Raw genomic sequence first — 23,701 nt, forward strand, 5'->3', positions numbered from 1 at the left:
CAAACCCGGCGGTCGCGAGCGGCCGCCTGCATCCATGCCGGAACCAGACGGGGGACAACCATGCTGGACAAAGAGCTGCGTTCAATGATCGGTCAGGTGAAGGACGGACGGATGGACCGCCGCGCCTTCGTCAAGCGCCTCGCCGCGGTCGGTCTCACCGCTCCCCTGGCCAACCAGCTCCTCGCGCTCGGCGGCGTTGCCATGGCGCAGAGCCCCGCGGTCTACAAGCCGACCAAGCGCGGGGGCGGCGGGCCTCTCAAGGTGCTGTGGTGGCAGGGGCCGACGCTACTCAATCCGCATTTCGCCACCGGCACCAAGGACCAGGACGGATCGCGGGTTTTCTACGAACCGCTCGCGAGCTGGGACGCCGACGGCAATCTCAACCCCATCCTCGCTGCAGAGATTCCCTCGGTTGCAAACGGCGGTCTCGCCGCCGATGCCAAGTCGGTGGTCTGGAAAATCAAGCCGGGAGTCAAATGGCACGATGGCAAACCGCTGACTGCCGACGACTTCGTGTTCACCTGGCAATACGCCAGCGATCCTGCCACGGCTGCCGTCAGCATCAGCACCTATGGTGACATCACGGTCGAGAAGGTCAGCGATCTTTCGATTCGCATCCTGTTCAAGACCCCGACGCCGTTCTGGGCCAACGCGTTCGTCGGCGCTTATGGATGCGTCATCCCGAAGCATCTGTTTGCCGACTACAAGGGCTCGAAGTCCCGCGAGGCGCCGAACAATCTGTCCCCGGTGGGCACCGGTCCCTATAAATTCGTCGAGTTCAAGCCGGGCGATGTGGTCCGTGGCGAGCTCAATCCCGACTATCACATGCCCAATCGCCCGCATTTCGACACCATCGAGATGAAGGGCGGCGGCGATGCCGTCTCGGCGGCGCGCGCGGTGATCCAGACCGGCGAATTCGATTTCGCCTGGAACATGCAGGTCGAAGACGACGTGCTGCTGCGTCTGGAGAAGGGCGGCAAGGGCAAGACCGTCTATGCCACCGGTGGCGACATCGAGTTCATCGCCATCAATTTCACCGACCCCAACGTCGAGATCGACGGCGAGCGATCCTCGATCAAGACCAAGCACCCGATCCTGTCGGATCCGAACGTGCGCAAGGCACTCGCCCTGCTCGTGGACCGCGAGTCCGTCAAGAAAGCGATCTACGGCCGGGCCGGACGCACCACGGCCAACTACCTCAACGGTCCCGAGAAGTTCGTCTCCAAGAACACCTCGTGGGAGTTCAACGTCGAGAAGGCGTCGAAGATGCTCGATGACGCCGGCTGGAAGGTCGGCGCCGACGGCATCCGCGAGAAAGACGGCAAGAAATTCAAGCTTCTGTACCAGACCTCGACCAACGGTCCGCGCCAGAAGACCCAGGCCATCGTCAAGCAGGCCTGCCAGAAGGCCGGCATCGACGTGGAACTGAAATCGGTGGTTGCCTCGGTCTTTTTCTCGTCCGACGTCGCCAACCCGGACACCTACCCCAAGTTCTATGCCGACATCGAGGAGTTCCAGATCCCAATGACGCAGCCGGATCCGGCCCTGCACATGCGCCGCTACATCTCCGCCAATGTGGCCACAAAGGAGAACAAATGGCAGGGGCAGAACTTCCCGCGCTATGTCAACAAGGAGTATGATGACGCCATTGCTGCGGCCGAGACCGAGACCGATCCGGTCAAGCGCGCCGCGCTCTACATCAAGTGCAACGACCTGTTGTGGCAGGACACCGTGTTCATTCCGGTAATGCATCGCCTGCTGGTGGATGCCTGCTCCAACACGTTGCGGCCGGCGCTCTCGGGCTGGGCCAACCGGACCGACAACATCCAGGACTGGTACCGGGAGGCATGAGCGCAGGCTAAACGGGATTCTTCCCTATGAGTCAGTATGTCCTGCGTCGCCTCCTGATTGCCGTTCCGAGCCTGCTGGCGATTTCGCTGGTGCTGTTCGTCGTGCTCGCGCTCGCCCCCGGCGATCCGTTCTCCGAACTGGCCACCAATCCGAACGTGCCGCCCGAAGTGCAGGCGGCGCTCCGGGCCAAGTTCGGTCTCGACGATCCGATCTACCTCCGGTACCTGCACTGGCTCAACGCCATGCTGCACGGCGACTGGGGCTTCTCCTTCGTCAGCCGGATGAACGTCGACACGCTGATTCTGCAGCGCCTGCCGGCCACACTCTACGTGATCGGCTCGGCGCAGATCCTGGCGCTGCTGATCGCGATTCCGGTCGGCGTCTACGCCGCGACCAGGCCGTATTCGCTGTTCGACCAGATCGCGAATACGCTCGCCTTCGTCGGTTTCTCGCTGCCGACCTTCTTCACCGGCATCCTGTTCATCCTGATCTTCTCGGTCACGCTGGACTGGCTGCCTTTCGTCTACACCACCGACATCAAGGCGACCGGCATCCGCTGGGTGCTTGAGATGATCCGTCAGGCGATCATGCCGGTGGCGGTGCTCGGCCTGTTCCAGGCGGCGTCGATGACGCGCTTCGTGCGCTCGGCGATGCTCGACGTCATCCGGCTCGACTACGTCACCACGGCGCGGGCCAAGGGCCTCGGCCAGGCCACGGTGATCGTCAAGCACGTGATGCGCAACGCCATGATCCCCGTGGTGACGCTGATCGCGTTGCAGATGCCCGCGGTGTTCGGCGGCGCCATCGTCACCGAGCAGATCTTCCGCATTCCCGGCATCGGCTCGCTGCTGATCTCCTCCATCCTTTCCAACGACACGCCGGTGGTGATGGCCGTGACCTTCGTCTTCGCGTGCCTGGTCGTGCTGTTCAATCTCATCGCGGACGTCCTTTATGGCTGGCTTGACCCTCGCATCTCCCTCCGCTGAGCGGCGCGCCTATTCGCCCTGGCGCGAAGCATGGCGACGCTACAGCCGCCACCGGCTCGCGGTGGTCAGCGCTGTCCTGCTCCTCATCCTGGTGCTCGCCGTCTTGCTCGGGCCGTTCGTGTGGCGCGTGAAGATCAACGAGATCGACATCGTCGCGGGCCTGCAGGGTCCGTCGCTCGCCCATCCCTTCGGCACCGACGATCTTGGCCAGGACATCCTGGCGCGCATGATCTATGGCGGCCGCATCTCGCTCGCGGTCGGGCTCGCCGCGATGCTGGTCGCCGTCATCATTGGCACGCTGATCGGCGCGCTCGCCGGCATGTCGCGCGGCGCGCTCGGGCACGGGCTGATGTGGCTCACCGATCTGTTCCTGTCGCTGCCGCAATTGCCGCTGCTCCTGCTGCTGATCTATCTGTTCCGCGACGGGCTGAAGCAGGTGTTCGGGCCCGAAGGCGGCATCTTCATCCTGATCGTGCTCGTGATCGGAGGCCTGCGCTGGATGCCGGTGGCGCGGCTGGTGCGTGCCCAGTTCCTGTCGCTCCGCGAGAAGGAGTTCGTCGAAGCCGCGCGCGCGCTCGGCGCCAGCCCGGTGCGGCAGGTGGTGCGGCACATCCTGCCCAATGCAGTCGGGCCGGTGATCATCGCCGGCACCATCGACGTCGCCGCCGCGATCATCGCGGAATCGACGCTGTCCTTCCTCGGCCTCGGCTTCCCGCCGGATACCCCGACCTGGGGCCGGCTGCTGTTTGATGCCAAGGATTTTCTCGACATCGGCCCGCACTGGGCGCTGTTCCCGGGCGGCGCGATCTTCATCGCGGTGGTGGCCATCAACTTCATGGGTGATGGTCTGCGCGACGCGCTCGATGCGCGACGGGTGATCTGATGGCGCCGCTGCTCGAGATCAAGGGCCTGAAAACCCACTTCTCCACCGACGACGGCATCCTCCAGGCCGTCGACGGGGTCGACATCTCCATCAACAAGGGCGAGACGCTTTGCGTCGTCGGCGAATCCGGCTGCGGCAAGACCGTGACCGCGATGTCGATCCTGAAGCTGATCGCGATGCCGCCGGGGCGGATCGCGGCAGGCCAGATCATCTTCGAGGGGCGCGATCTCGTGCCGCTGACCAGCAACCAGCTCGACGAGATCCGCGCCAAGGAGATCGGCTTCATCTTCCAGGAGCCGATGACCTCGCTCAACCCGGTGCTCACGATCGGCGAGCAGATCGCCGAGAGCCTGCGGCGGCACGAAGCGGTGACCAAGAAGCAGGCGCTCGAGCGCACCATCGAGATGCTGAAGCTGGTGCAGATCCCCAATGCCGAAGGCCGCGTGCACAATTATCCGCATCAGTTCTCCGGCGGCATGCGCCAGCGCGTGATGATCGCGATGGCGCTTGCCTGCAAGCCGAAGCTGATCATCGCCGACGAGCCCACCACCGCGCTCGACGTCACCATCCAGGCACAGATCCTCGACCTGTTGCAGGACATGAAGGACCGCTTCGGCATGGCGGTGATGCTGATCACCCATGCCATGGGCGTCGTCGCCGAGACCGCGCAGCGGGTCGTCGTGATGTATGCCGGCAAGGTGGTGGAGGAGGCGCCCGTCGACGATCTCTTCGGCGATCCCCGTCACCCCTATACGCAAGGCCTGATCCGCTCGATCCCGCGCATCGATCTCGACAGCGAGCACAAGACGCGGCTCGAGGCGATCGGCGGCTCGGTGCCGATCCTGATCAACCCGCCGGTCGGCTGCCGCTTCGCGCCGCGCTGCAAGTTCGCCATGAATGTCTGTACCGAGAAGGAGCCGCTGCTGCGCGAGATCGCGCCCGGTCACCGCATGGCCTGTCATCTCGGCGATCCGAACCTGGGAGCCGCGTCATGAGCGAGCCCTTGCTCCGCGTCAGCGGCCTGAAGAAACATTTTCCTGTGCTCGGCGGCCTGCTGTCGCGCCAGGTCGGCACTGTCTATGCGGTCGACGGCGTGTCGTTCTCGGTCAACCGCGGCGAGACGCTCGGTCTCGTCGGCGAATCCGGTTGCGGCAAGTCGACCACGGGACGCTGCGTGCTGCGCCTGATCGAGCCGACCGACGGCGAGGTCGTCTTCGACGGCCAGGACGTGCGCAAGCTCGGAGGCAACGATCTGCGCGCCATGCGGCGGAACATGCAGCTGGTGTTCCAGGATCCGTTCGCCTCGCTCAATCCGCGCATGACGGTCGGCGCCATTCTCGGCGAGGCCTTCACCATCCACAATCTCGCCTCCTCCCCGAAAGAGCGCGAGGAGCGCGTTGCGGGCCTTCTGGTCAAGGTCGGGCTCAAGGCCGAGCACATGCGCCGCTATCCGCACGAATTCTCCGGCGGCCAGCGCCAGCGCATCGTGATCGCCCGTGCGCTTGCGGTGGAACCGAAGCTGATCGTCTGCGACGAGCCGGTCTCCGCGCTCGACGTGTCGATCCAGGCGCAGGTGATCAACCTCCTGGAGGACCTCCAGGCCGAACTGAACCTGACCTATCTCTTCGTCGCGCACGACCTCTCGGTGGTCGAGCACATCTCCGACCGCGTCGCGGTGATGTATCTCGGCCGCATCGTCGAGCTCGCCAAGGCCAGCGATCTCTACCGCAACCCGCAGCATCCCTACACCAGAGCGCTGCTGTCGGCGGTGCCGGTGCCCGATCCCAAGCTGAAGCGCGAGCGCATCCGCCTCAAGGGCGACGTGCCGAGCCCGATGAAGCCGCCCTCCGGCTGTCACTTCCACACCCGCTGCCCGATCGCCCAGCCGCGCTGCGCGGAAAGCGCGCCGGTGTTGAAGGAGGGCGCGGGCGGGCACTTCGTGGCGTGCCATCTGGCGTAGTGCCATGAATCCGCAGGGCGGCCATTAGCGCTTGCGCGCGCTTCCGCACCCTACGCTTGTTCATCCATGAAGCAGTCCATGTTCCGAAAGAGCCTGCCTGAAAGCCTGCACGGACGTGTGATGATGCGCGAAAAGGCCCGCCTTTCGCGCGCCGGCGACGTTGGCCGCGAGGTCGTCGACGAACAGGACGGCTTCCGGCCTCACGTCGAGATCCGAAAGGCAGAGCCGATAGCAGCGCGGGTCCGGCTTGGCCGTCTTGAATTGGGCCGAGGCATAGATCCGCGAGCCGAACAGTGGACGCAGGTCCGGCAGCAGCGTGTCGATGTGGTCGGCGACCAGCGTGGTATTGTTGGTCAGGACCGCAATATCGACGGTTTGCCGCAAGCTCCCAGCAATCTCCAGCATCGCGCGATCCGCCTCCATTGAGCGGCGCCGCGCCTCGACCCACTCGTCGAGCGACAACGGATAGCCAATGCGCTCACCGAAGCCCCGCAGATAGTCCGCGGCCTCGAGCGCGCCGGAATCGCCGAGCGCTTCAAAGCCACTGTCCCAGATTGCCGCGTGGACGGCTTCGCTGGTCGTCCCCGCAAGCTCGGCGAGACATGCGACGCGCTTACCCCTGTCGTAATCGCATAGGACGTTGTCCATGTCGAACAGGACGAGCTTGATGACGTCAGTCACGGCGGCACTCGCGGATTGGCCGAACATCGGCCGTGAGTGCACTCATATCCCGCCGGAACGCGGGCGACAAATCCCGCTACGGCCGCGATCCGCGCCGCCGTGCGAGTTGATGCAGCACCGTGTCGACGGCCGGCACCGCTCCGGTCTCACGCAGCCAGGCGTCGGCCAACTCCCTGAGTTCGCCCGGCGTCAGGCCGAACTTGCGGCGGAATGCGCGAATGAAGGTGGAATCGCTGCTGAAGCGCATGTCGACGGCGAGCTCGATCAGGCGGCCGTCCTGCGCGGACGGCGATATCAACCGCCGAAACGCGAGATTGAGCCGCTGCTCCCGCACATAATGGGCAAGTCCGCCCTCGGCCTCGAACAGCCGGTAGAGGGTCGCGCGCGAGATCTGGAAATGGCGGCAGAGCTCTTCCGCGGTGAGCGCATCGGTTTCGAGATTGTTCGCGATGTGGCGCTTGATCAGCGTGATGTAAAGATGGCGCTCGGCGCGCTCGAGGCCCGCGACGATTTCAGCCGTCCCGCCGGCTGCGGCCGCGACCAGGTCGGCGATCGCCTCGACCGTGGCCTCGGCATGGCCGGTCGCGGTGTCTGTCCCGGGCCCGGAGCGCAAGGCGAGCGCGGCGTAGTGGCTGGCGAGCAGGCGGGCATGAGGATGGTTCGAGGGCAGCAGAGTTGCCGTCGCCGCATCCGGATGGGCGAGCCGCGGTGCCAGCATCGCGCGTTGCAGGACGATCGACATCAGGCGGGTGCGGCCGCCCGCGGCGCGCAGCGCGGTCCGGTTCGGTTGCGCCATGTCGATGAGGACGATGTCGCCGGGCCGCAGCGTGACCTCGCGCCGGCCCGAGCCGAACTTCATCTCGCCCTCAAGGCAGAGGGTGATCTGAAAATGATCCATGACGCCGCGGGCGACGTGTGCGGCCGAGCGGTCATAATCCTGGTCGGTGGCACGCGTGTCGATCAGCAACGCGTTGCGAGTCATCATCGTCACGGTGGTGACATGAAAATCGTCCTCCGCGGTATGCGGAATGACCTCGCAGATGTCGATCGTCATCGCGCGCAACCGCGCGAGCGCCTCCGGGCCGCGCCCGGGAATGTCTGCCGCCATGCTCACGTTCAACGCTGTGTCGTCCACATCCCCTCACGACGCGGAAGAACCGCACGCAACTGAATTCCCGAGATCGGCGGCAAGCCAATGTCGCGTCTGGATGTAGCCATTCGGAAATCGGTGTGCAAGCGAGGGCGAGGTAGAGGGAGTGAGTGACATTGTGCAACTATTACGAGATTTAGGTGGATCTTGCCTCGCGCTGAGACGTTGGGCAAGGACCCGGGTCTATGTCGCCAACGAGAACTCTTCAAACATCTCGATCATCGACGCCGCGTCGAAGACCGTCATCGGCACGGTCGGGGTCGGAAGCGCCCCCTCCGGCATCACGATATCTTCGGACGGAAGCCGGATCTATATGGCCAAGCAAGGCAGTGGCAGCGTCACGGTGATCGATGCAGCGTCGCAATCGGTGGTGACGACGGTTTCGGTCTCAGGAGCCCCCTTGAGTGTTGCGGCCAGCCCGGACGGGTCGCGGATCTACGTCACGACGCAGTCCAGCCAACTCGTGGTCATCAATGCTCTGACGAACACGGTCACGGCAAACGTGACCCTGTCCGTAGTCGCACAGGACGTTGTCCATGTCGAACAAGGACGAGCTTGATCGCATCGGTCACAGCAGAATCTCTCGGACCGGCCAAGTATCGAGCCGTTCCTACGGTCATATCCTGCCGGATCGCGAGCGGCAAATCCGGCCGTGCAGCTCACGCGGTTTTCGCGGGCCATGGGATCACCTGGCCCGACATCACCAGCCGGTCTCGGCCGCTCTCCTTGGCGGCGTAGAGCGCACGGTCGGCGGCGGCGACCAGCGTGCTAGAATCCATCGCAGTCTGGGACGGAAGAGCCGCGGCGCCGCCGACGCTCGCAGTCACGAGCCGGGAAGGCGGATTTTGCGCATGCAGCATCGCGAGATCGTGCAACGCCTGGCGAATCGCTTCTCCAACCTCGGCGCAGCCTTCGGGGCCGGTGTTCGGCAGCAGCACGGCGAATTCCTCGCCGCCATAGCGCGCCGCGAAGTCGGCTGGACGCCTGGCCTGGGCGGATAGAATCCGGGCCAGCGCGCGCAAGCAGGCGTCGCCCGCCAGATGCCCGTAGAGGTCGTTGAATTTCTTGAAATGATCGACATCGATCAGCAGCAGCGAGAGCTGCGTTCCGTCGCGGCGAGCCCGCGCCCATTCGTCGGCAAGGCGGTCGTCGAAGGCGCGGCGGTTGGCGAGGCCGGTGAGACCGTCGGTGGTTGCCAGCGAGGCGAGCCTGTCCTGAAGATCCTTCTGCTCGGTCATGTCGCGCACGACTGCGACGACGCCGTCGACCACGCCGCTGTCGGACGCCACGGTCACATGTAGCGCCGCCTCGGCCCAGATCTCGCCCCTGTCGCGATGACGCTGCCGATAGACGAACCGCGCTTCCTCCGCCTCGCCTTTCTTCAGCGCGGCGATGGCCTGCTCAACCCGTTCCATGTCGTCCGCGTGAATGCCGGCGAGGGCCGAGGTGCCCAGCAGTTCTTCGGCCGACCGGCCGGTGATGCGCGCGCAGGAGGGAGAGACGTAGAGCAGCCGGTTATCGAGCCCGATGCGGGTTACCATGTCGCTGGATTGTTCGGCCAGCAGGCGGAAATTGGCTTCCTTGGCGACCAGGGCCTGTGCCGTGCGCTGCCGCTGTAGTAGCTGACGGACGAGATAGTAGCCGATCACCGCGATCAAGAGCACGAGTCCGAGAACGAAGCTCATGCGTGTTGCTGCTGCGCGCCGCCAGGGGGCGAGTACGTCGTCCTGCGACTTGCTCGCCAGCACCATCAGCGGATAGCGGCTGCTGCGCTGGTAATAGCTCAGCCGCGCCACGCCATCGAGCGGCGATTTGAAATAATAAACCGCCGCGGCGGGGCGGCTCTTCCAGCTTCTGAACAAGGGCGCATCGGACAGGTCGCGTCCGACGAAGGCGCCGCTTTCGTCGCGGCTGCGCGCCAGCATGATGCCGCTGCCGTTGAGCAGAGATGCCGAGCCGTTCGGCCCGATGTCGAACCGCTCGTAGAACTTGACGAAATAGCTGACGTCAATCGTGAGCAGGGCAACGCCGGCGAAGCCGCCGTCGGAATCGTTGATCCGGCGGGATGCCGTGATGATCCACTGGCCGCCGGAGCGGCTCTTGATGGGCCGCCCGATCAGCGTGCCCGCGTCCGGAGAATCGCGATGGCGCTGGAAATATTCGCGGTCGCTGTTGTTGAGCTTGGAGAAGTCGAGGCGCTCCGTCGTGGCGAGCCAGCGGCCGGTCGCATCATAGACGAAGATGCCGCGGATGCGGTCCGATGATTTGCGGGTCGGCAGATAGGCCTGGAGCTTCGTAATCGTGTCCGGACCCGTCCCGTCGAGTTCGAGCCGGTGGACCAGCCCGACAAGAATCGTATCGGCAAGCTCGAACGTGTCGTCCGCATGCTGGATCAGCGAATGAGCAACGTTGGCGACGTCGATCTCGGCGTTCCTCAGATCGGCGTTGCGCGCCTCCCATTCGCGCCAGGCACTCAGGCCGAGGATGGTCACGCAAATCAGCACGACGAATCCGGCCGCCCAGAGCGGAAGGCGCGTCTTGCCGAGTTCGCGGCTCGTGACCATCAGGCTTGCTCCAAATCGGAGCAAACCTCTCACTTTCGCCTTAACGGCCTATTGCAATATCCGCGATGATTGTGCGGGGTCTGTACTGGACCGGGGGAACCATCGATATATCTTGGTTCATTCGCGTCAGCGGATGTTAACCTCGCTCCAGCCTAAGGCTTCATCCTTCCAACGTGAAACCGACGCGCAGCGTCACCTGAAAATGACGCACGGCGCCGTTCTCGACATGGCCGCGCGTCTGCACGACCTCGAACCATCTTATCTCGCGAACAGTCTTCGAGGCGCGGCTGATGGCGTTCTTGATCGCATCCTCGATCGAGGTCTCAGACGATCCGACGAGGTCCAGGATCTTGTAGACGTGATCGTGCTCGGGTGTGGGCATGGCCTTTCCCTTGTTTGATATGTTGCCATCCGAAACATGTATGGCGGAACGTGCGCAGGCGAGCGTGCCTGGCCCACGGTCTGAACGGTCGTCGAAGCTTCGGGTTCCTTGCTCCGCGATGGCCCGCATCCAGCCGAGGTGGAGCGGCCCGCGCCGGCCTGCTAAGCGTTGGGGATGGACACGGCGCGACGCGACGATCGGCTCTCTCTGCCTCTGCGTGACGCTGGCGTTGCAGCGAGGAGAGCAGAGCGCACCAGCTCGAACCCTACGGATCCAGCTCCGTATCCCAGTACAGATAGTCCAGCCAGCTGTCGTGCAGATAGTTCGGCGGGAAGAGGCGACCGTTGCGGTGGAGCTGGTGCACGGTCGGTGCGAACGCGGTCTGGCGCGGAAACATCTTCGCCTGCGCCGGCGTGAGATTGCCCTTGCGCAAATTACACGGCGAGCACGCCGCGACCACGTTCTCCCAGGTAGTCTGGCCGCCTTTGCTGCGCGGGACGATGTGATCGAAGGTGAGGTCTTCGGGCGAGCCGCAATATTGGCAGGCGAAACGATCGCGCAGGAAGACGTTGAACCGGGTGAAGGCGGGGTGGGTGGTCGGCTTGACGAAGGACTTGAGCGAGACGACGCTGGGCAGCTGCATTTCCAGCGTGGGACTTCGAACCGCCTGATCGTAATGTGCGACGATGTTGACGCGGTCGAGGAACACCGCCTTGATCGCGTCTTGCCACGACCACAACGACAGTGGGTAGTAACTCAGCGGCCGGAAGTCCGCATTCAGCACCAACACCGGCCAACTGCCTTGCGAGACATGTGCGTTCAAGTAACGCTCCCGGCCTCCAATGTACGCTGCGAAGCAGCATGTATTGACATACTACATGCAGCGTGACGGGATTGTGAAGCCCGTTGAGCGACTTATTCAGCCGCGGCCAATGCGGCGGCGGGGTGGCGAACTGCCCAAAAACGCCGTGATTCGGAGAGGGCCGGGCGAGGCCTGGCGCGGAACCGCCGGGCAGGCGCCGATCCTCATTCCGGTACCCGCTCCAGCTTCTGCAGGCATCGCGTTGCGCGCACCGCGGCCGGCATCTCCTCGTCCGGAAAGCTGGTCTCCCAGTTGGTGACGCCGACCTCGCCGACATAGATATCGCCCTTCGAGTCCAGCGCGATGCCGTGTGGCGCCAGGAATTTGCCGCTGGCGACGCCTGGTCCCTCCTCGCCGCCGAGCCGCGCGATGCGATTTCCCCTGGCGTCCACGATCGACAGCCGCGGGCCGAGATTGGGCACATTGCGGTTGATGGCGAGGCCGGGGCCGAGCTCGCCGATCACGAAGGTCGGGCTCTTGGCCCCGCCGCAGCGGCACAGCGCGCAGGGGCGGTGCAGATTGTTCCACTGCGTCTCGTACTTGCCCTCTCCGTCGAACACCTGGACGCGGTGATTCTCGCGATCGGCGACATAGACCCAGCCGTCGGCATCGGTCGCGATATTGTGCACGATGTTGAACTGGCCGGGATCGGTGCCCGGCTCGCCCCAGCTCTTGATCAGCTTGCCGTCGGGCGTGAATTTGTGCACGCGCGCATTGCCATAGCCGTCGGAGACGTAGATCTCGCCCTTCGGCGACAGTGCGGTGTGAGTGCAGCGATGGAACGGCTCGCCGCTCATGAACGGTGCCGGCTTTGCGGGGATGCCGATCGTCAGCAGCACCTTGCCGTCGGTGGTGCATTTGCGCACGGTATGGTCGCCGTCATCGGTGCAATAGAGATTGTCGTCGGCGTCGATGTGCAGGCCGTGCGCGCGCGAGAACAGGCCTTCGCCGAAACTGCGCAGGAAATTGCCCTCGCGGTCCAGCACCACCATCGGGTGGACGCCACGGTTGAAGACGTAGACGCGGTCCTTGCTGTCGACCGCGACCGAGGCGACGTCGGTAAGCTGCCAGCCGTCCGGCAATTTCGCGAAGTTGTCGACGACGCGGTAACGGTGCTCGCCGCTGCCGAGAATGGCTGGCATGGGTGGTCCTTTCCTTTAGTTGCTTCTTCCGTGCACGTCTGCATCCGCGTCGTCATTGCGAGCGCAGCGAAGCAATCCAGACTGTCGCCTCGGAAACATTCTGGATTGCTTCGCTACGCTCGCAATGACGGTGTTGCTCAAGCTGTGCTCAGCGGCGTAGCCACAGCCCTTGGCAAAATCCCTTCCTCGATCGCCTTGATCTGCAACGCCAGATATTTCGAGTTGATCCGGCATTGCGCGAGGCTCCCGGCGATGAACCAGAGGCCGGGCTGCTTGGTGCGCGCATACATGTTGCGCAGCTCGAAGCCGTCGCCAAAACCCCAGATCGGGCCGACGCGGTCGGCGATGCCATCGCCGAACAGCTTGCGCACCAGATATTCCTGCGGCTTGTAACCGGTCGAGAGCACGATCAGGTCGGCGGCAATGATCGAGCCGTCCCTCATCCGCGCGCCGTCGGCGTTGAAGCTTTCTATGTCGGAAAACTGCCTGAGCCCGATCTTGCCCTCGACGATCAGGTTGGAGCAGCCAACGTTGAAATAATAGCCGCCGCCGCGGGTGAGGTATTTGAACTGCCAGCCGGTGCCGGCCTCGCCGAAATCGAGCTTGAAGCCGACGCGCGAGAGGCCGTCGAGCAGCTCCCTGTCGAGCTGCTTCGATTGCTCGGTCAGCATCACATGCGTCTTCCTCGCGAGCGGCGTCGGCATCGAGGCCGCAATCAGATCGTTGTCCTCGAGCGTGCCCTCGTTGTAGGTCGCATAGGCCAGCTGCGCCGACGGCTCGATGTTGGTGACCAGCGTGGGCGAGCGCTGCACCAGCGTCACCTCGGCGCCGCTGGAATGAAGATCCTGCGCGATGTCGTGACCGCTGTTGCCGGTGCCGATGACGATCGCGCGCTTGCCGGTCCAATTCTCGCCATCCTCGTAGCGGCTGGAATGCAGCAGCGTGCCCTTGAAATTGTCGAGGGTCGGAATGTCTGGAATGTTGGCGATGCCGCTAACGCCGGTCGCCATGATGACATGGCGCGGATGCATGGTCCGCTTGCTGCCATCGCCACGCCGCAGCGTGACGGTCCAACGGCCGCTCGCCTCGTCATAGGCGCCGCCCTCGAACTCGGTGCCGGTCCAGAAGTTCAGCTCCATGGCATCGACATAGGCCTCGAACCAGTTGGCGAGCTTGTCCTTGGGGATATAGACCGGCCAGCTCGGCGGAAACGGCATATAGGGGAGGTGATTGACCTGCACCTGGTTGTGCAGGGTCAGCGCGTGATAGCGCTTGCGCCAATTGTCGCCGATCCGCATCCCGCGATCGACGATCAGGGTATCGACCTGCAGCTGCTTCAGCCGCGCCGCAATCGCGAGCCCGGCCTGCCCGCCGCCGACCACCAGCACAGCGGGATCGCGCTCGGCATAGGCGCGCGCGGCATTGCGCTGGTCGAGCCAGTTCGGCCCGCGGAAGTCGCGCGAATAGGCCTGGCCGCGCGGCCGCGAGGTGCCGAGCTGTTCCTCGAAGCCTTTGAGCTCGTCGAGCGCGGTCAGTAGCGTCCATGCCTTCAGGCGGTCGCCGTCGGCCGTGTCAGGGATGAGCCGCACGATGCCGCTGCCGCGGCCGATCGCGGTCTCGAAGTGGAAGATCGCTTCGATGCTGTTGGTGCCGGCGCGCGTCGCCCAGCGCGGCGGCGCCCGGTTCGGAGCGATCCTGAAATGGGTCGGCGCCGCCCTGGGCGCGCGCGCTGTCAGCTCCTGCGTGATCGCGTCGCGGCCCGCGACAGTCTGCAGGTTCCAGCTCAGCGCCAGCACGTCGCGCCAGAAGCCGTCAGCGAGGAAGAGCGGGTCCAGCGTCGCGGGATCAGGTCTGCCCAGGATGCGCTCGAAGTGGTCGAGCCAGCCTTGCGCGGCGATGGAAATATCCTGCGTCCGGTCCAGCATGCGCGACCTCATGGCCGTCTTCGCGGCGTTTCCTCAGAGATCGAACGCTATACGGTTTCGCCGTCCGCCAAAAGCCGCGAACCCGAGCGAGGCCGGCATGCGGCCCTGCCCGGACGGAATATGGCCCGGCATTCCACGCGCGGGACGCGGCTGGAGAACGACTTAAGCGCCGCCCGGCCTCTGGTCCGCCCAATAGGGATCGCGCAGCTTGCGCTTGAAGATCTTTCCGGTTGCCTCGCGCGGCAGCGCATCCAGGAACTTGACCTCCTTCGGTACCTTGAAGTTGGCCAGTCGCTCGCGCAGGAAAGCCTGCACAGCGGGCGCGGAGAGCTGCGCCCCTTTCTCCGGCTCGATGCAGGCGCACAGCCGCTCGCCATATTCAGCGTCCGGGATGCCGAACACGGCGCAATCGCGCACCCCTCGCATGGCGATCAGCACGTTCTCGATCTCGGCGGGATAGATGTTGACGCCGCCCGAGATCACCATGTCGCGCTTGCGGTCGCACAGGAACAGATAGCCGTCCTCGTCGAGATAGCCGACGTCGCCGACGCTGACAAGCCCGTCGCGCCCGGCCTCGGCGCGCGCCTGCGCCTTGCCGTGATAGTCGAAATCGGGCACCGCGGTCTGGCGCATGTAGATCTCTCCGACCTCATTGACATCGCAGAGGCTGCCGTCATCGCGAAAGATCTTGACGATGCCGCCTTCGATGGCGCGGCCGACCGTGCCGGGCTTCTTCAGCGCTTCTTCCGCCGAGTGCCAGACCGGGATGCCGGTCTCGGTCGAGCCGAAATATTCGTTGATGACCGGTCCCCACCATTCGATCATCGCCCGCTTCACCTCGGGCGGGCAGGGCGCCGCGCCATGCACCACGAAGCGCAGCGACGAAAGGTCGTAGCGCTGCCTGACAGCGTCCGGCAGGCGCAGCAGGCGGACGAACATGGTCGGCACCATGTGGATATGCGTCACACGGTGGCGCTCGATCAGCGCCAGCAGCTCCTCGGCATCGAAGCGGGGCTGGAGGACGATGGTGCAGCCGTTGCGGAAGGCCATCATGCCATAGGAATGCGGCGCCGAGTGATACATCGGCCCGTTGATCAGCACGACCTGGCCCTCGCGCGGCTTGATGCCGTAGGCGATCGCGCCGACCCGTTCGGACGCGGCGGCCTGCTCCGGCGGCATCGGCATGCGCCGCACGCCCTTCGGCATTCCCGTGGTCCCCGAGGTGTAGATCATCGCCGCGGCACGCCGCGGCGGCTCCTGGGTCTCGGTGTGGCCGTCGCGCCAGCGGTCCCAATCGGTGAGGCCCGCCGGCACCTCGGTCAGCTCATGGGAAATGGCGAAGGTCGTCGCCAGCTCGGGCGGTGTCGCGACCACGAGCAGGCGGACATCCTCCGGAATGCCGCCGCGGATTTGCGGCAGCAGGTCGGCGTGGCAGATCAGGATCTTCGCGCCGCTGTCAGTCAGGATGTAGCGGACCTCCTCGGCCTTCAGGTGCCAGTTGATCGGCACCACCGGGCTGCCCAGTGCGGCGGAGGCCGCGACCACCTCGAACAAGGCGAAATCGTTGCGCAGCATCATGGCAACCGGCGCGCCTTCGGCAAGGCCGAGGGTGCGCAGTCCGCTCGCCGCGCGCCTGATGCGCGCCTGGATCTCGTCATAGCCGATCCGGCGTTCGCCACTGATGATCATGGTGTGTCCTATTCCGTTCGAGGCTAGCGATCGTCCAGCACGTCGCCGAAGCCGACCCAGCTCTTGCCGTTGAAGCGCCGCAGCTGCAGCTGCTGGAACGGCAGATAGTCGTCGGCGCCGGTGGTGACGGACATGCCGGGCAGCAGCAGCGGCAGCTTCACGTCCTTCAGCGAAGCGGCCTGACGCAGGATGTTGTCGCGGCTGAAATCATCCTTGCATCCCTTCAGCACCGTCATCAGCAGCGTCGCGTAGTGGTAGCCGGCCGCATAGTTGGAGTTGGAGAGGTCCGCGTTCGGCATGTACTGCTTCATGAAGGCGAAATACTCCTTCACGCCGGGATCGCTGGCCCATTGCGGGTCCATCGTGTCCTTCTGGTTGCTCGACGAGATCAGGCCGACGGCGTTGTCGAGCCCGGCCGGCTCCAGGAAAGAGATCGACGAGGCCGAGGTCGGCACGAAGAACAGCTCGGGCTTCCAGCCGATCTCGGCGACGCCCTTGATCATCTGCGAGGTGAACTTGCCGAGCACGACACCGAACAGCACGTCGGCGCCCGATGACTTCAGGGTCGAGAGCTGCGAGCTGATCGTCGGCGCGCTGGTCTCGTAGGTTGCTTCCGCAACGATCATGCCGGCGGCCTTGTCGCCGAGCGCGCGCTTGAAGCCGGCGACATAGTCGCGGCCGAAATCGTCGTTCTGGGAGAGGATGGCGATCTTCGCGCCCGGCTTGGTGCGCAGCACGTGCTTGGCGTAGACTACGCCCTCGGATTCATAGGCGGCCATGCCGGGCATGGTCCACGGATATTTCTGCGGATCGGCCCATTTGGTCGCGCCCGAAAGCACGAACAGCTGCGGCACCTTCTTGCCGTTGAGGTAGCGCTGCACGGCGCTGTTGGTGGCGGTGCCGAGCGAGCCGAACAACATCAGCACCTCGTCCTGCTCGACGAGCTTGCGGGTCTGCTCCACCGTCTTCGGCGGCGAATAGGCGTCGTCCAGCGTGATGAACTTGACCTTCCGGCCGTTGATGCCGCCTTCGGCATTGATCTTCTCGAAGAACGCCTCCTGCGTCCGGCCGATCGCGCCGAAGCCGGAGGCCGGGCCGCTATAGGGCAGGGTCTGTCCAATGCGGATCTCGTCCGTGCCTTCGGCATAGGCGCCGCCGCCGGCGAGCGCCAGCAGGGACAGGCCGATCAATGCGGCTGCCAGCTTCATGATGTCCTCCCGTTTTTGTTGCCAGTCCAATCCTGTTGTCGGACCACGCCTTCAGGCGCTGACGCGCATCAGGAAATCTTCTCTCGCCTGATCGAATTCACGCTTCATGCGCTCGACGAGCTCCGCGACGGAGGGGACATCGGTGATCTGGCCGATGCCCTGGCCCGATCCCCAGATGTCGCGCCACGCCTTGGACTTCATGTTGCCGCCGGAGCCAAAATTCATCTTTGATTTGTCTGCGGCGGGAAGATTGTCCGGATCGAGGCCGGCGGCGGCGATCGACGGGCCGAGATAATTGCCGTGCACACCGGTGAACAGGTTGGTGTAGACGATGTCGTGCGCGGCGTGCTGCGTCAGCGCCGACTTGTAGGTCTCATCCGCATTGGCTTCCTGCGTCGCGATGAAGCGCGTGCCCATATAGGCGAGGTCTGCACCCAGCGTCAGCGCCGAGGCGATGGCATAGCCGTCGCTGATCGCGCCCGACAGCAGGATGGCGCCGCCAAACCATTGCTTGACCTCGCGCACCAGCGCGAACGGCGACAGCGTGCCGGCGTGTCCGCCCGCACCGGCGCAGACCAGGATCAGGCCGTCGACGCCCTGCTCGGCGGCTTTGCGCGCGTGCTTGACGTTGATGACGTCGTGGAACACCAGCCCGCCATAGGAATGCGCAGCCTCGACGATCTCCGCCGGCGGCCGCAGCGAGGTGATGATGATGGGCACCTTGTGCTTGACGCAGGTCTCCATGTCCTTCATCAGCCGGTCATTGGAGGCATGGCAGATCTGGTTGACGGCGTAGGGCGCGACCTTCTTGCCGGGATTGCGCGATTTGTATTCGCCGAGCTCGTCCTCGATCCGGCTCAGCCATTCGCCGAGCATCTCGACGGGGCGGGCATTGAGCGCGGGAAAGGAGCCGACGACGCCGGCCTTGCACTGGGCGATCACCAGTTCCGGGCCGGAGACGATGAACAGCGGCGAGCCGACCACGGGCAGCTCGAGCGAATCCTTCAAGAGAGTGGGCAGTGCCATCATGTCCTCCCGAAACGCGGCCCCGCCGGCGGGCGGATGACGAGGCGTTTCCGTTTTGATTGTCGCGCGGGCGGATAGGCCGCCCGGGGCCGCGGATTTGATCCCATTATAAGGTTGGACTGCGCGGCCGGGCCGTTCAATAATGAACGGATCATCATTCAGGTATGAACAGGGCCGCCGATGGATTGGGACCTTTGCAAGACCTTCGTCGCGGTCGCCGATACCGGCAGCTTCACCGCCGCGGCCCGCCGGCTGCACACCAGCCATCCCACCGTCAGCCGCAAGATCGCGGCGCTTGAAGCCCAGCTCGGCACCCGATTGGTGGCGCGCGCCGCCGACGGCCTGGCGCTGACCGCGGATGGGAGGACCTTGCGCGAGCACGCCGAGGCCATGGCGGCCGCAGCGCTGCGGGCCGAGACCGCGGTCGCCGCGGGTGGACACAAGGCGCGCGGCATCGTCAAGCTGTCGATCGGCGCGACGCTCGCCTCGCACTGGCTGATGCCGCGTCTGCCTGCCTTCCTGCGTGCGCACGATCATATCCAGCTCGAGATCATCACCCATCCGTTTCCGGCGAGCGTGCGCCGGCGTGAGGCCGACGTGGTGCTGCGGCCCTTCGACAGCGGCGAGGAGAACCTGGTCGGCCGCAAGATTGGCCGTCTCGGCACGGGCTTCTATGCCTCGCGCGATTATGCCGCCGGGCGGCCCCTGCCTGAACGGCGCGGCGATTGGAAGGAGCACAGCGTCATCGGCTTCGCCGACCAGACGTCCAATGCGCAGCTTGCGCGTTGGAGCGACGTCGTCACGCGGCAGGCGAGGGTGGCGATGCGCTGCTCGTCCCAGGGGGACATGCTGGCGGCGGTCCGCGCCGGCATCGGAATCTCCGCGCTGTCGTGCTTCGTCGCCGAAGCCTATTCCGATCTCGTGCGCGTCGCCCCGCAGAAGCTCGCCAGCGTCGCGGATCTCTGGCTGCTGGCCCATCCCGACCTCGTCGAGCTGCCGGCGGTGCGCGCCGTGATCGACTTCGTCGCCGAATGCGCCCGGACCGACCGCGCGCGGCTGCGCGGTTAGCCCGATCCCGCGAGCACGCCCTCGCGCCTCTTCACCGCGCGGTAATAGCTCCACCACAGATGCGCCGCAGCACCGCGCAGCGGACGCCAGGGCTCGGCGATCGGCGCCATCTGCTTCTCCGTCGGCCGCGCCTTGAGGCCGAGCCCGATGCGGATGCCTTCCTGCACGGCGAGGTCGCCGGCCGGCCAGGCATCGCCGTGGCCGAGGCAGAACAAGAGGTAGACGTCGGCCGTCCAGGGGCCGATGCCGGGCAGCGCGATCAGGGTGTGGTGCGCCGCGTCGGCATCCTCCTCCGCGAGCACGTCGAGGTTCAGCCGTTGCGCGGCGATCTCGCGGGCGAGATGCTTGAGCGTCTTGATCTTGGCGGCAGAGAGGCCGAGCCGTCCCAGCCGGTCGGTGCGGGCGCGGCGCACTGCCTCATGATCGAACGGATCGAACGCCGCCGACAGCCGTCCCCAGATCGCCGCGGCACTCGCGGTGGAGAGCTGTTGCCCGCAGACGATGTGGGCGAGCCCCGTAAAACCCGGCTCGCGCCGCCGCAATGCCGGCATGCCCGCGATCTCGAGCACGGATTTGAGACGCGGATCGCGCTTGATCAGCGCGTGAACGGCCTCTTCGAGATCGGACTGGGTTTCGAGGTGGATGGTCATGGTGTTTGGCAGGCTCTCTCCAGCGTCATGGCCGGGCTTGTCCCGGCCATCCACGTCTTTCTCACCGCGAGGCACTGTGTAGCATGAGCGGTGGTCGTGGCGCTTGTTCGTGAGGTTGACACGATCGGTCTGTGGTACCGAAGAACGGGAATGGCCGGGGACAAGCCCGGCCATGACGAGATCTATCGCACAATGCCACCCGTTTTCCGATTCGCCCCGAGCCCGAACGGCTTCCTGCATCTCGGCCACGCCTATTCCGCGCTGCTCAACTTCGATCGCGCGCGACAGACGGGCGGTCGGTTGTTGCTGCGGATCGAGGACATCGACGCGACGCGCTGCCGGCCGGACTATGAGACGGCGATCTACGAGGATCTCGCCTGGCTCGGAATTGCCTGGGAGACACCGGTGCGGCGGCAGTCCGAACATCTCGCCGAATATCGCGCCGCGCTGGAAAAGCTCTCGGCGCTCGGTCTCGTCTATCCCGCCTTCGAAAGCCGGGCCGAGATCGCAACGCTGGTGGCGGCGCGCGAGGTCGACGGGCCGTGGCCGCGCGATCCCGACGGCGCGCCGCTTTATCCGGGCGACGCCAAATCACTCTCGGCCGACGAGCGCTCGCAGCTGATCGCCTCGGGCGCGCCCTATGCGCTGCGGCTCGACATGGCGGCCGCTTGCCGCCGCGTCGCCGGTCTGAGCTGGAACGAACTCGGCGAGGGGCCGGATGGCGAGCGCGGCATCGTCCCGGCGCGGCCGGAGGCCTGGGGCGACGTCATCCTGGCCCGCAAGGAGACGCCGACCAGCTACCATCTCTCGGTTGTCGTCGACGACGCGCTCCAGAGCGTCAGCGAGATCGTGCGGGGGCAGGACCTGTTTCACGCCACCGCGGTGCACCGCCTGCTCCAGGTCCTGCTCGGCCTGCCCGAGCCGGCCTATCGCCATCACCGGCTGATTCGCGATGAGGCGGGTCGGAAGCTGTCGAAATCGGGTCGCTCGACCGGGCTGCGCGAATTGCGCGCGGCCGGCCTCACGCCTGCCGCGATCCGCCAGCTGGTGGGATTAGGTTAAGTTTCTCTGGGGGTTAGCTCAACGTCGCCGTGACTCCGGGTGTTCCTCCGTGCCATGCTTGGCCGCGCGGGGTTCGAAGAGGGTACTTCGAAGGGGGTTCATGGCGGCGAAGACGCGTCCAGTGCGCACCACCCGGACATCCAGGCGGCGGCCGCTTCGGAAGCGGGCCGGGCCGGCCCGCCGGGTGCGCAAGCGCGGCACCAAGGCGGTTGCGCCGGATGTCGTCCAGGCGGCGCTGGCCGCTTTTGCCCATGAGGTCCGCACCCCCCTGACCGGCATTCTCGCGATCAGCGACCTGCTCGCGACCTCCGATCTCGGCGAGCGGGAGCGGCGCTGGGCCGACACCATCAAGGCCGGCGCGGAGCATCTGGCGAGCCTCGCCACGCTGTTCGTGGATGCTGCCAAAACGGGGAAGGGCGGCAGCACGCCGCGGCAGGACCTGTTCGATCTCAAGACGCTCGCCCGCACCGCCGGCGATTCGCTGGCCGGCCGCGCCGCGGCCAAAGGTCTCCAGGCCAAGGTCGCGATCGCCGACAAGATCCCCGCGCTCGTGGTCGGTGATTCCGTCCGGCTGCGCGCTGCGCTCGAGAACCTGATCGACAACGCCGTGAAATTCACCGACCAGGGCGGCGTGGCGCTCGCGGTCGAGCCTTGGCGTCCCGCCAAAGGCAAAGCAAAGGGCAAAGGCAGGGTCGGCGTCGCCTTTGCGGTGTCCGACAGCGGCATCGGCCTGACCATGGCCGAGATCAAGCGGCTGTTCCGCCCCTTCACCCAGGCCAATGTCACCATTGCCTCACGCTTCGGCGGTGCCGGCTTGGGCCTCTCCTCGGTCAAGCAATTGGCGCGGGCGATGGGCGGCGACATCACCGTCGCGCCGCGCCGCGGTGGCGGCGCCACCTTCACATTGACGGTGTCGCTGGACGCGGCGGGACCGGGCAAGACCCGCAAGGCAAAGGATGGCAGCGAGCCGGAGGCGGTCGCTGCGCTCCGCGTGCTCAGCGTCGAGGACAACCCGTTCGGCCGCGTCGTGCTCAACACCATCCTGACCGAGCTCGGCCATCATGCCGAGTTCATCGGGCGCGGCGAGGACGCCGTGAAGCGGCTGGAGCAGGGCGCGTTCGACGCGGTCCTGATGGACATGGTGCTGCCGGGCATCGACGGCATCGAGGCCATCCGGCGGATCCGAAAGCTGCCGACACCGCTGGCTCAGATCCCGATCATCGGCGTGTCCGGCCGCGGCGAGGACGAGGCCGCCTCGCGCGAAGCCGGGGCCGACGCCTTCCTGGTCAAGCCTGTGTCTCCGCGGGCGCTAGCGACTGCGCTGCTTGAAGCGACACGCCGTGAGGAAGCCGCGACTTGATGATCGCGGCGTTCAACTCGCCGCCGTAAACGAAGATCGCGGCGATGAAGTACAGAAACACCAGCGCGATGATCACCGAGGCGAGCCCCGCATACATCGTCACGTAATTGTTGGCGAAGCGCGCCAGATATTGTCCGAACACGATGCCTGATATCAGCGACGCCACGATGGTGAAGACGATGCCGGGCAGAATCTGGAAGAAGCTGCGCCGCCCCGCCGGCAGCCAGACATGCAAGATGATGAGGGCCACCACCAGCGCACTGATGGTGATGCCGTAGCGCAGCCAGGTGAGAATGCTTTCGTTGGATTCCACGAACAATGGAATGTGGCGCCGCGCGGCCTCGATGATCAGCGGACCGAGCACGATCAGGAACGCCATGGCGAGCGCGGTGAAAGCTGCGATCAGCGTATAGACGATGGATTCGAGCCGCAGCCAATACCAGCTCCGCATCTCCACCACGGCATAGGCACGGTTGAGCGCCACCCGGAGCGCCTCGACGCCGTTGGAGGCGAAATAGACCGACAGCGCCGCGCCGATGGTCAGAATGCCGGTGCGGGTGGTGGTCAGCACGTCATGAACCTCGCCCGAGATCGAATCGGCGACCTGCTTGGGCCAGATCTGGAGCATCAGGCTGGCGGCTTGGTCGGCAAGTTCCTTGGAGCCGAAAAAGCCGGCGAGCGAGGTCAGCACGATCAGGAACGGGAACAGCGCCATCAGCGTCGACAGCGCGATGTGGCTTGCGATCGCCCAGCCGTCGTCGGCCAGGAACGTATAGAACGCGTCCTCCAGCACGCAGTAGATGTAGCGGACCGCTTTCACGTGGCACCTACAGCGCTGCTCTCTCCCCCTGCGCGCAGGGAGAGATCGGGAGAACAGGCAATGGGCGCAAATCGGAAATCATCGCGCTACCATCTGATATTATTGGCCCAAAAGCCAGTTCGCGAAGCGCCGCGCTTGTCATCCCGGGGATCCAAGCTTCGCATCGCTCCGGAGTGACGCCGGAGGCTGCCGCGGCACCATGGCGGACCGGCGCGCACGGTGTTATCTACCCTCAAATGGCATCTCTCCTGAGTACTTTCATCCTGCCGGCGGCCGCCGGCGCCGTGGCGCTGGTGCTGCTGCTCGGGCTCATCAACATGATGCGCGGCGGCTCGCCCAACACCTCGCAGAAGCTGATGCGCTGGCGCGTGCTGCTTCAGTTCGTGGCGATCATCATCGCGATGCTCGCGGTCTGGGCGATGGGGCGTTGAT

At 65.4% G+C, this 23,701-nt stretch carries 22 protein-coding genes; 10 read left to right on the plus strand and 12 right to left on the minus strand.

What is annotated here, in order from left to right:
- Positions 1–60: 60 nt before the first annotated feature.
- Genes DCG74_RS07800 through DCG74_RS07820 form a run of 5 tightly spaced genes read left to right on the plus strand, consistent with a single transcriptional unit; the run spans position 61 to position 5,680 of the window.
- Positions 61–1,851, plus strand: a complete 1,791-nt coding sequence (locus DCG74_RS07800) for a peptide ABC transporter substrate-binding protein (protein WP_172785988.1) — start codon at positions 61–63, stop codon at positions 1,849–1,851.
- A gap of 26 nt (positions 1,852–1,877) precedes the next feature.
- A complete protein-coding gene (locus tag DCG74_RS07805) occupies positions 1,878–2,837 on the plus strand; it encodes an ABC transporter permease (protein ID WP_172785987.1) in 960 nt (319 codons plus the stop codon).
- The gene (locus tag DCG74_RS07810; protein WP_172785986.1) at positions 2,803–3,720 is read left to right on the plus strand and encodes an ABC transporter permease; all 918 of its coding nucleotides are present in this window, start codon (positions 2,803–2,805) and stop codon (positions 3,718–3,720) included. Before DCG74_RS07805 ends, DCG74_RS07810 begins: the two co-directional genes overlap by 35 nt.
- Positions 3,720–4,715 (plus strand): ABC transporter ATP-binding protein, encoded by a 996-nt coding sequence (locus DCG74_RS07815; protein WP_172785985.1) that lies wholly within the window; start codon positions 3,720–3,722, stop codon positions 4,713–4,715. The genes DCG74_RS07810 and DCG74_RS07815 overlap by 1 nt, the downstream gene beginning before the upstream one ends.
- Positions 4,712–5,680 (plus strand): ABC transporter ATP-binding protein, encoded by a 969-nt coding sequence (locus tag DCG74_RS07820; protein ID WP_172785984.1) that lies wholly within the window; start codon positions 4,712–4,714, stop codon positions 5,678–5,680. Before DCG74_RS07815 ends, DCG74_RS07820 begins: the two co-directional genes overlap by 4 nt.
- A 60-nt stretch (positions 5,681–5,740) precedes the next feature.
- On the opposite strand, the gene DCG74_RS07825 is transcribed toward DCG74_RS07820, so the two are convergent.
- Both DCG74_RS07825 and DCG74_RS07830 read right to left on the minus strand, forming a co-directional pair.
- Positions 5,741–6,388, minus strand: coding sequence for an HAD family phosphatase (locus tag DCG74_RS07825; protein ID WP_172785983.1), 648 nt, complete (start codon positions 6,386–6,388; stop codon positions 5,741–5,743).
- Positions 6,389–6,437: 49 nt separating this feature from the next.
- On the minus strand, positions 6,438–7,469 hold the full coding sequence (locus DCG74_RS07830; RefSeq protein WP_246708857.1) for a helix-turn-helix domain-containing protein: 1,032 nt from the start codon (positions 7,467–7,469) through the stop codon (positions 6,438–6,440).
- A gap of 148 nt (positions 7,470–7,617) precedes the next feature.
- On the opposite strand from DCG74_RS07830, the gene DCG74_RS07835 reads away from it, so the two are divergent.
- Complete coding sequence (locus DCG74_RS07835) at positions 7,618–8,070, plus strand: YncE family protein (RefSeq protein WP_172785982.1); 453 nt, start codon at positions 7,618–7,620, stop codon at positions 8,068–8,070.
- Positions 8,071–8,170: 100 nt separating this feature from the next.
- Here the strand turns inward: DCG74_RS07835 and DCG74_RS07840 are convergent, their stop codons facing one another.
- The 8 genes from DCG74_RS07840 to DCG74_RS07875 all read right to left on the minus strand — a co-directional run bounded on the left by DCG74_RS07840 (position 8,171) and on the right by DCG74_RS07875 (position 18,309).
- Complete coding sequence (locus tag DCG74_RS07840; RefSeq protein ID WP_172785981.1) at positions 8,171–10,075, minus strand: diguanylate cyclase domain-containing protein; 1,905 nt, start codon at positions 10,073–10,075, stop codon at positions 8,171–8,173.
- A 160-nt stretch (positions 10,076–10,235) separates the two neighbouring features.
- Complete coding sequence (locus DCG74_RS07845) at positions 10,236–10,457, minus strand: dodecin (protein ID WP_172785980.1); 222 nt, start codon at positions 10,455–10,457, stop codon at positions 10,236–10,238.
- A gap of 265 nt (positions 10,458–10,722) precedes the next feature.
- Positions 10,723–11,280: an HNH endonuclease gene (locus DCG74_RS07850; RefSeq protein WP_172785979.1), complete on the minus strand. Its 558-nt coding sequence runs from the start codon at positions 11,278–11,280 to the stop codon at positions 10,723–10,725.
- Between the two features lie 203 nt (positions 11,281–11,483).
- Positions 11,484–12,461 (minus strand): peptidyl-alpha-hydroxyglycine alpha-amidating lyase family protein, encoded by a 978-nt coding sequence (locus DCG74_RS07855; protein ID WP_172785978.1) that lies wholly within the window; start codon positions 12,459–12,461, stop codon positions 11,484–11,486.
- 137 nt (positions 12,462–12,598) lie between these two features.
- Positions 12,599–14,386 (minus strand): NAD(P)/FAD-dependent oxidoreductase, encoded by a 1,788-nt coding sequence (locus DCG74_RS07860; RefSeq protein WP_172785977.1) that lies wholly within the window; start codon positions 14,384–14,386, stop codon positions 12,599–12,601.
- Positions 14,387–14,548: 162 nt separating this feature from the next.
- Positions 14,549–16,075, minus strand: coding sequence for an acyl-CoA synthetase (locus DCG74_RS07865; RefSeq protein ID WP_172785976.1), 1,527 nt, complete (start codon positions 16,073–16,075; stop codon positions 14,549–14,551).
- Positions 16,076–16,098: 23 nt separating this feature from the next.
- Entirely contained in the window at positions 16,099–17,283 is a 1,185-nt protein-coding gene (locus tag DCG74_RS07870; RefSeq protein WP_172785975.1) for an ABC transporter substrate-binding protein, read from the minus strand.
- Positions 17,284–17,334: 51 nt separating this feature from the next.
- Positions 17,335–18,309 carry a nitronate monooxygenase family protein gene (locus tag DCG74_RS07875; RefSeq protein ID WP_172785974.1) on the minus strand — a complete coding sequence of 325 codons (975 nt, stop codon included), beginning with the start codon at positions 18,307–18,309 and terminating at the stop codon, positions 17,335–17,337.
- A 180-nt stretch (positions 18,310–18,489) separates the two neighbouring features.
- Between DCG74_RS07875 and DCG74_RS07880 the strand changes: the two genes are divergently transcribed.
- Complete coding sequence (locus tag DCG74_RS07880; RefSeq protein ID WP_172785973.1) at positions 18,490–19,377, plus strand: LysR family transcriptional regulator; 888 nt, start codon at positions 18,490–18,492, stop codon at positions 19,375–19,377.
- Here DCG74_RS07880 and DCG74_RS07885 read toward each other — a convergent pair.
- A complete protein-coding gene (locus DCG74_RS07885; RefSeq protein WP_172786217.1) occupies positions 19,374–20,027 on the minus strand; it encodes a DNA-3-methyladenine glycosylase in 654 nt (217 codons plus the stop codon). The genes DCG74_RS07880 and DCG74_RS07885 overlap by 4 nt on opposite strands.
- 192 nt (positions 20,028–20,219) lie before the next feature.
- Here DCG74_RS07885 and gluQRS point away from each other — a divergent pair, with 192 nt between their 5' ends.
- Together gluQRS and DCG74_RS07895 are read left to right on the plus strand one after the other, a co-directional pair.
- Positions 20,220–21,089, plus strand: a complete 870-nt coding sequence (gene gluQRS, locus DCG74_RS07890) for a tRNA glutamyl-Q(34) synthetase GluQRS (protein WP_172786216.1) — start codon at positions 20,220–20,222, stop codon at positions 21,087–21,089.
- 100 nt (positions 21,090–21,189) lie between these two features.
- Entirely contained in the window at positions 21,190–22,449 is a 1,260-nt protein-coding gene (locus DCG74_RS07895) for an ATP-binding protein (protein ID WP_172785972.1), read from the plus strand.
- Here DCG74_RS07895 and DCG74_RS07900 read toward each other — a convergent pair.
- Complete coding sequence (locus DCG74_RS07900; protein ID WP_172785971.1) at positions 22,376–23,269, minus strand: YihY/virulence factor BrkB family protein; 894 nt, start codon at positions 23,267–23,269, stop codon at positions 22,376–22,378. The two genes, DCG74_RS07895 and DCG74_RS07900, sit on opposite strands and share 74 nt — an antisense overlap.
- A 236-nt stretch (positions 23,270–23,505) precedes the next feature.
- On the opposite strand from DCG74_RS07900, the gene DCG74_RS07905 reads away from it, so the two are divergent.
- Positions 23,506–23,700, plus strand: a complete 195-nt coding sequence (locus DCG74_RS07905) for a twin transmembrane helix small protein (protein ID WP_028178512.1) — start codon at positions 23,506–23,508, stop codon at positions 23,698–23,700.
- Position 23,701 lies beyond the last annotated feature (1 nt).

Source organism: Bradyrhizobium sp. WBAH42, assembly GCF_024585265.1.
In the GTDB taxonomy this organism is placed as follows: Bacteria; Pseudomonadota; Alphaproteobacteria; order Rhizobiales; family Xanthobacteraceae; genus Bradyrhizobium.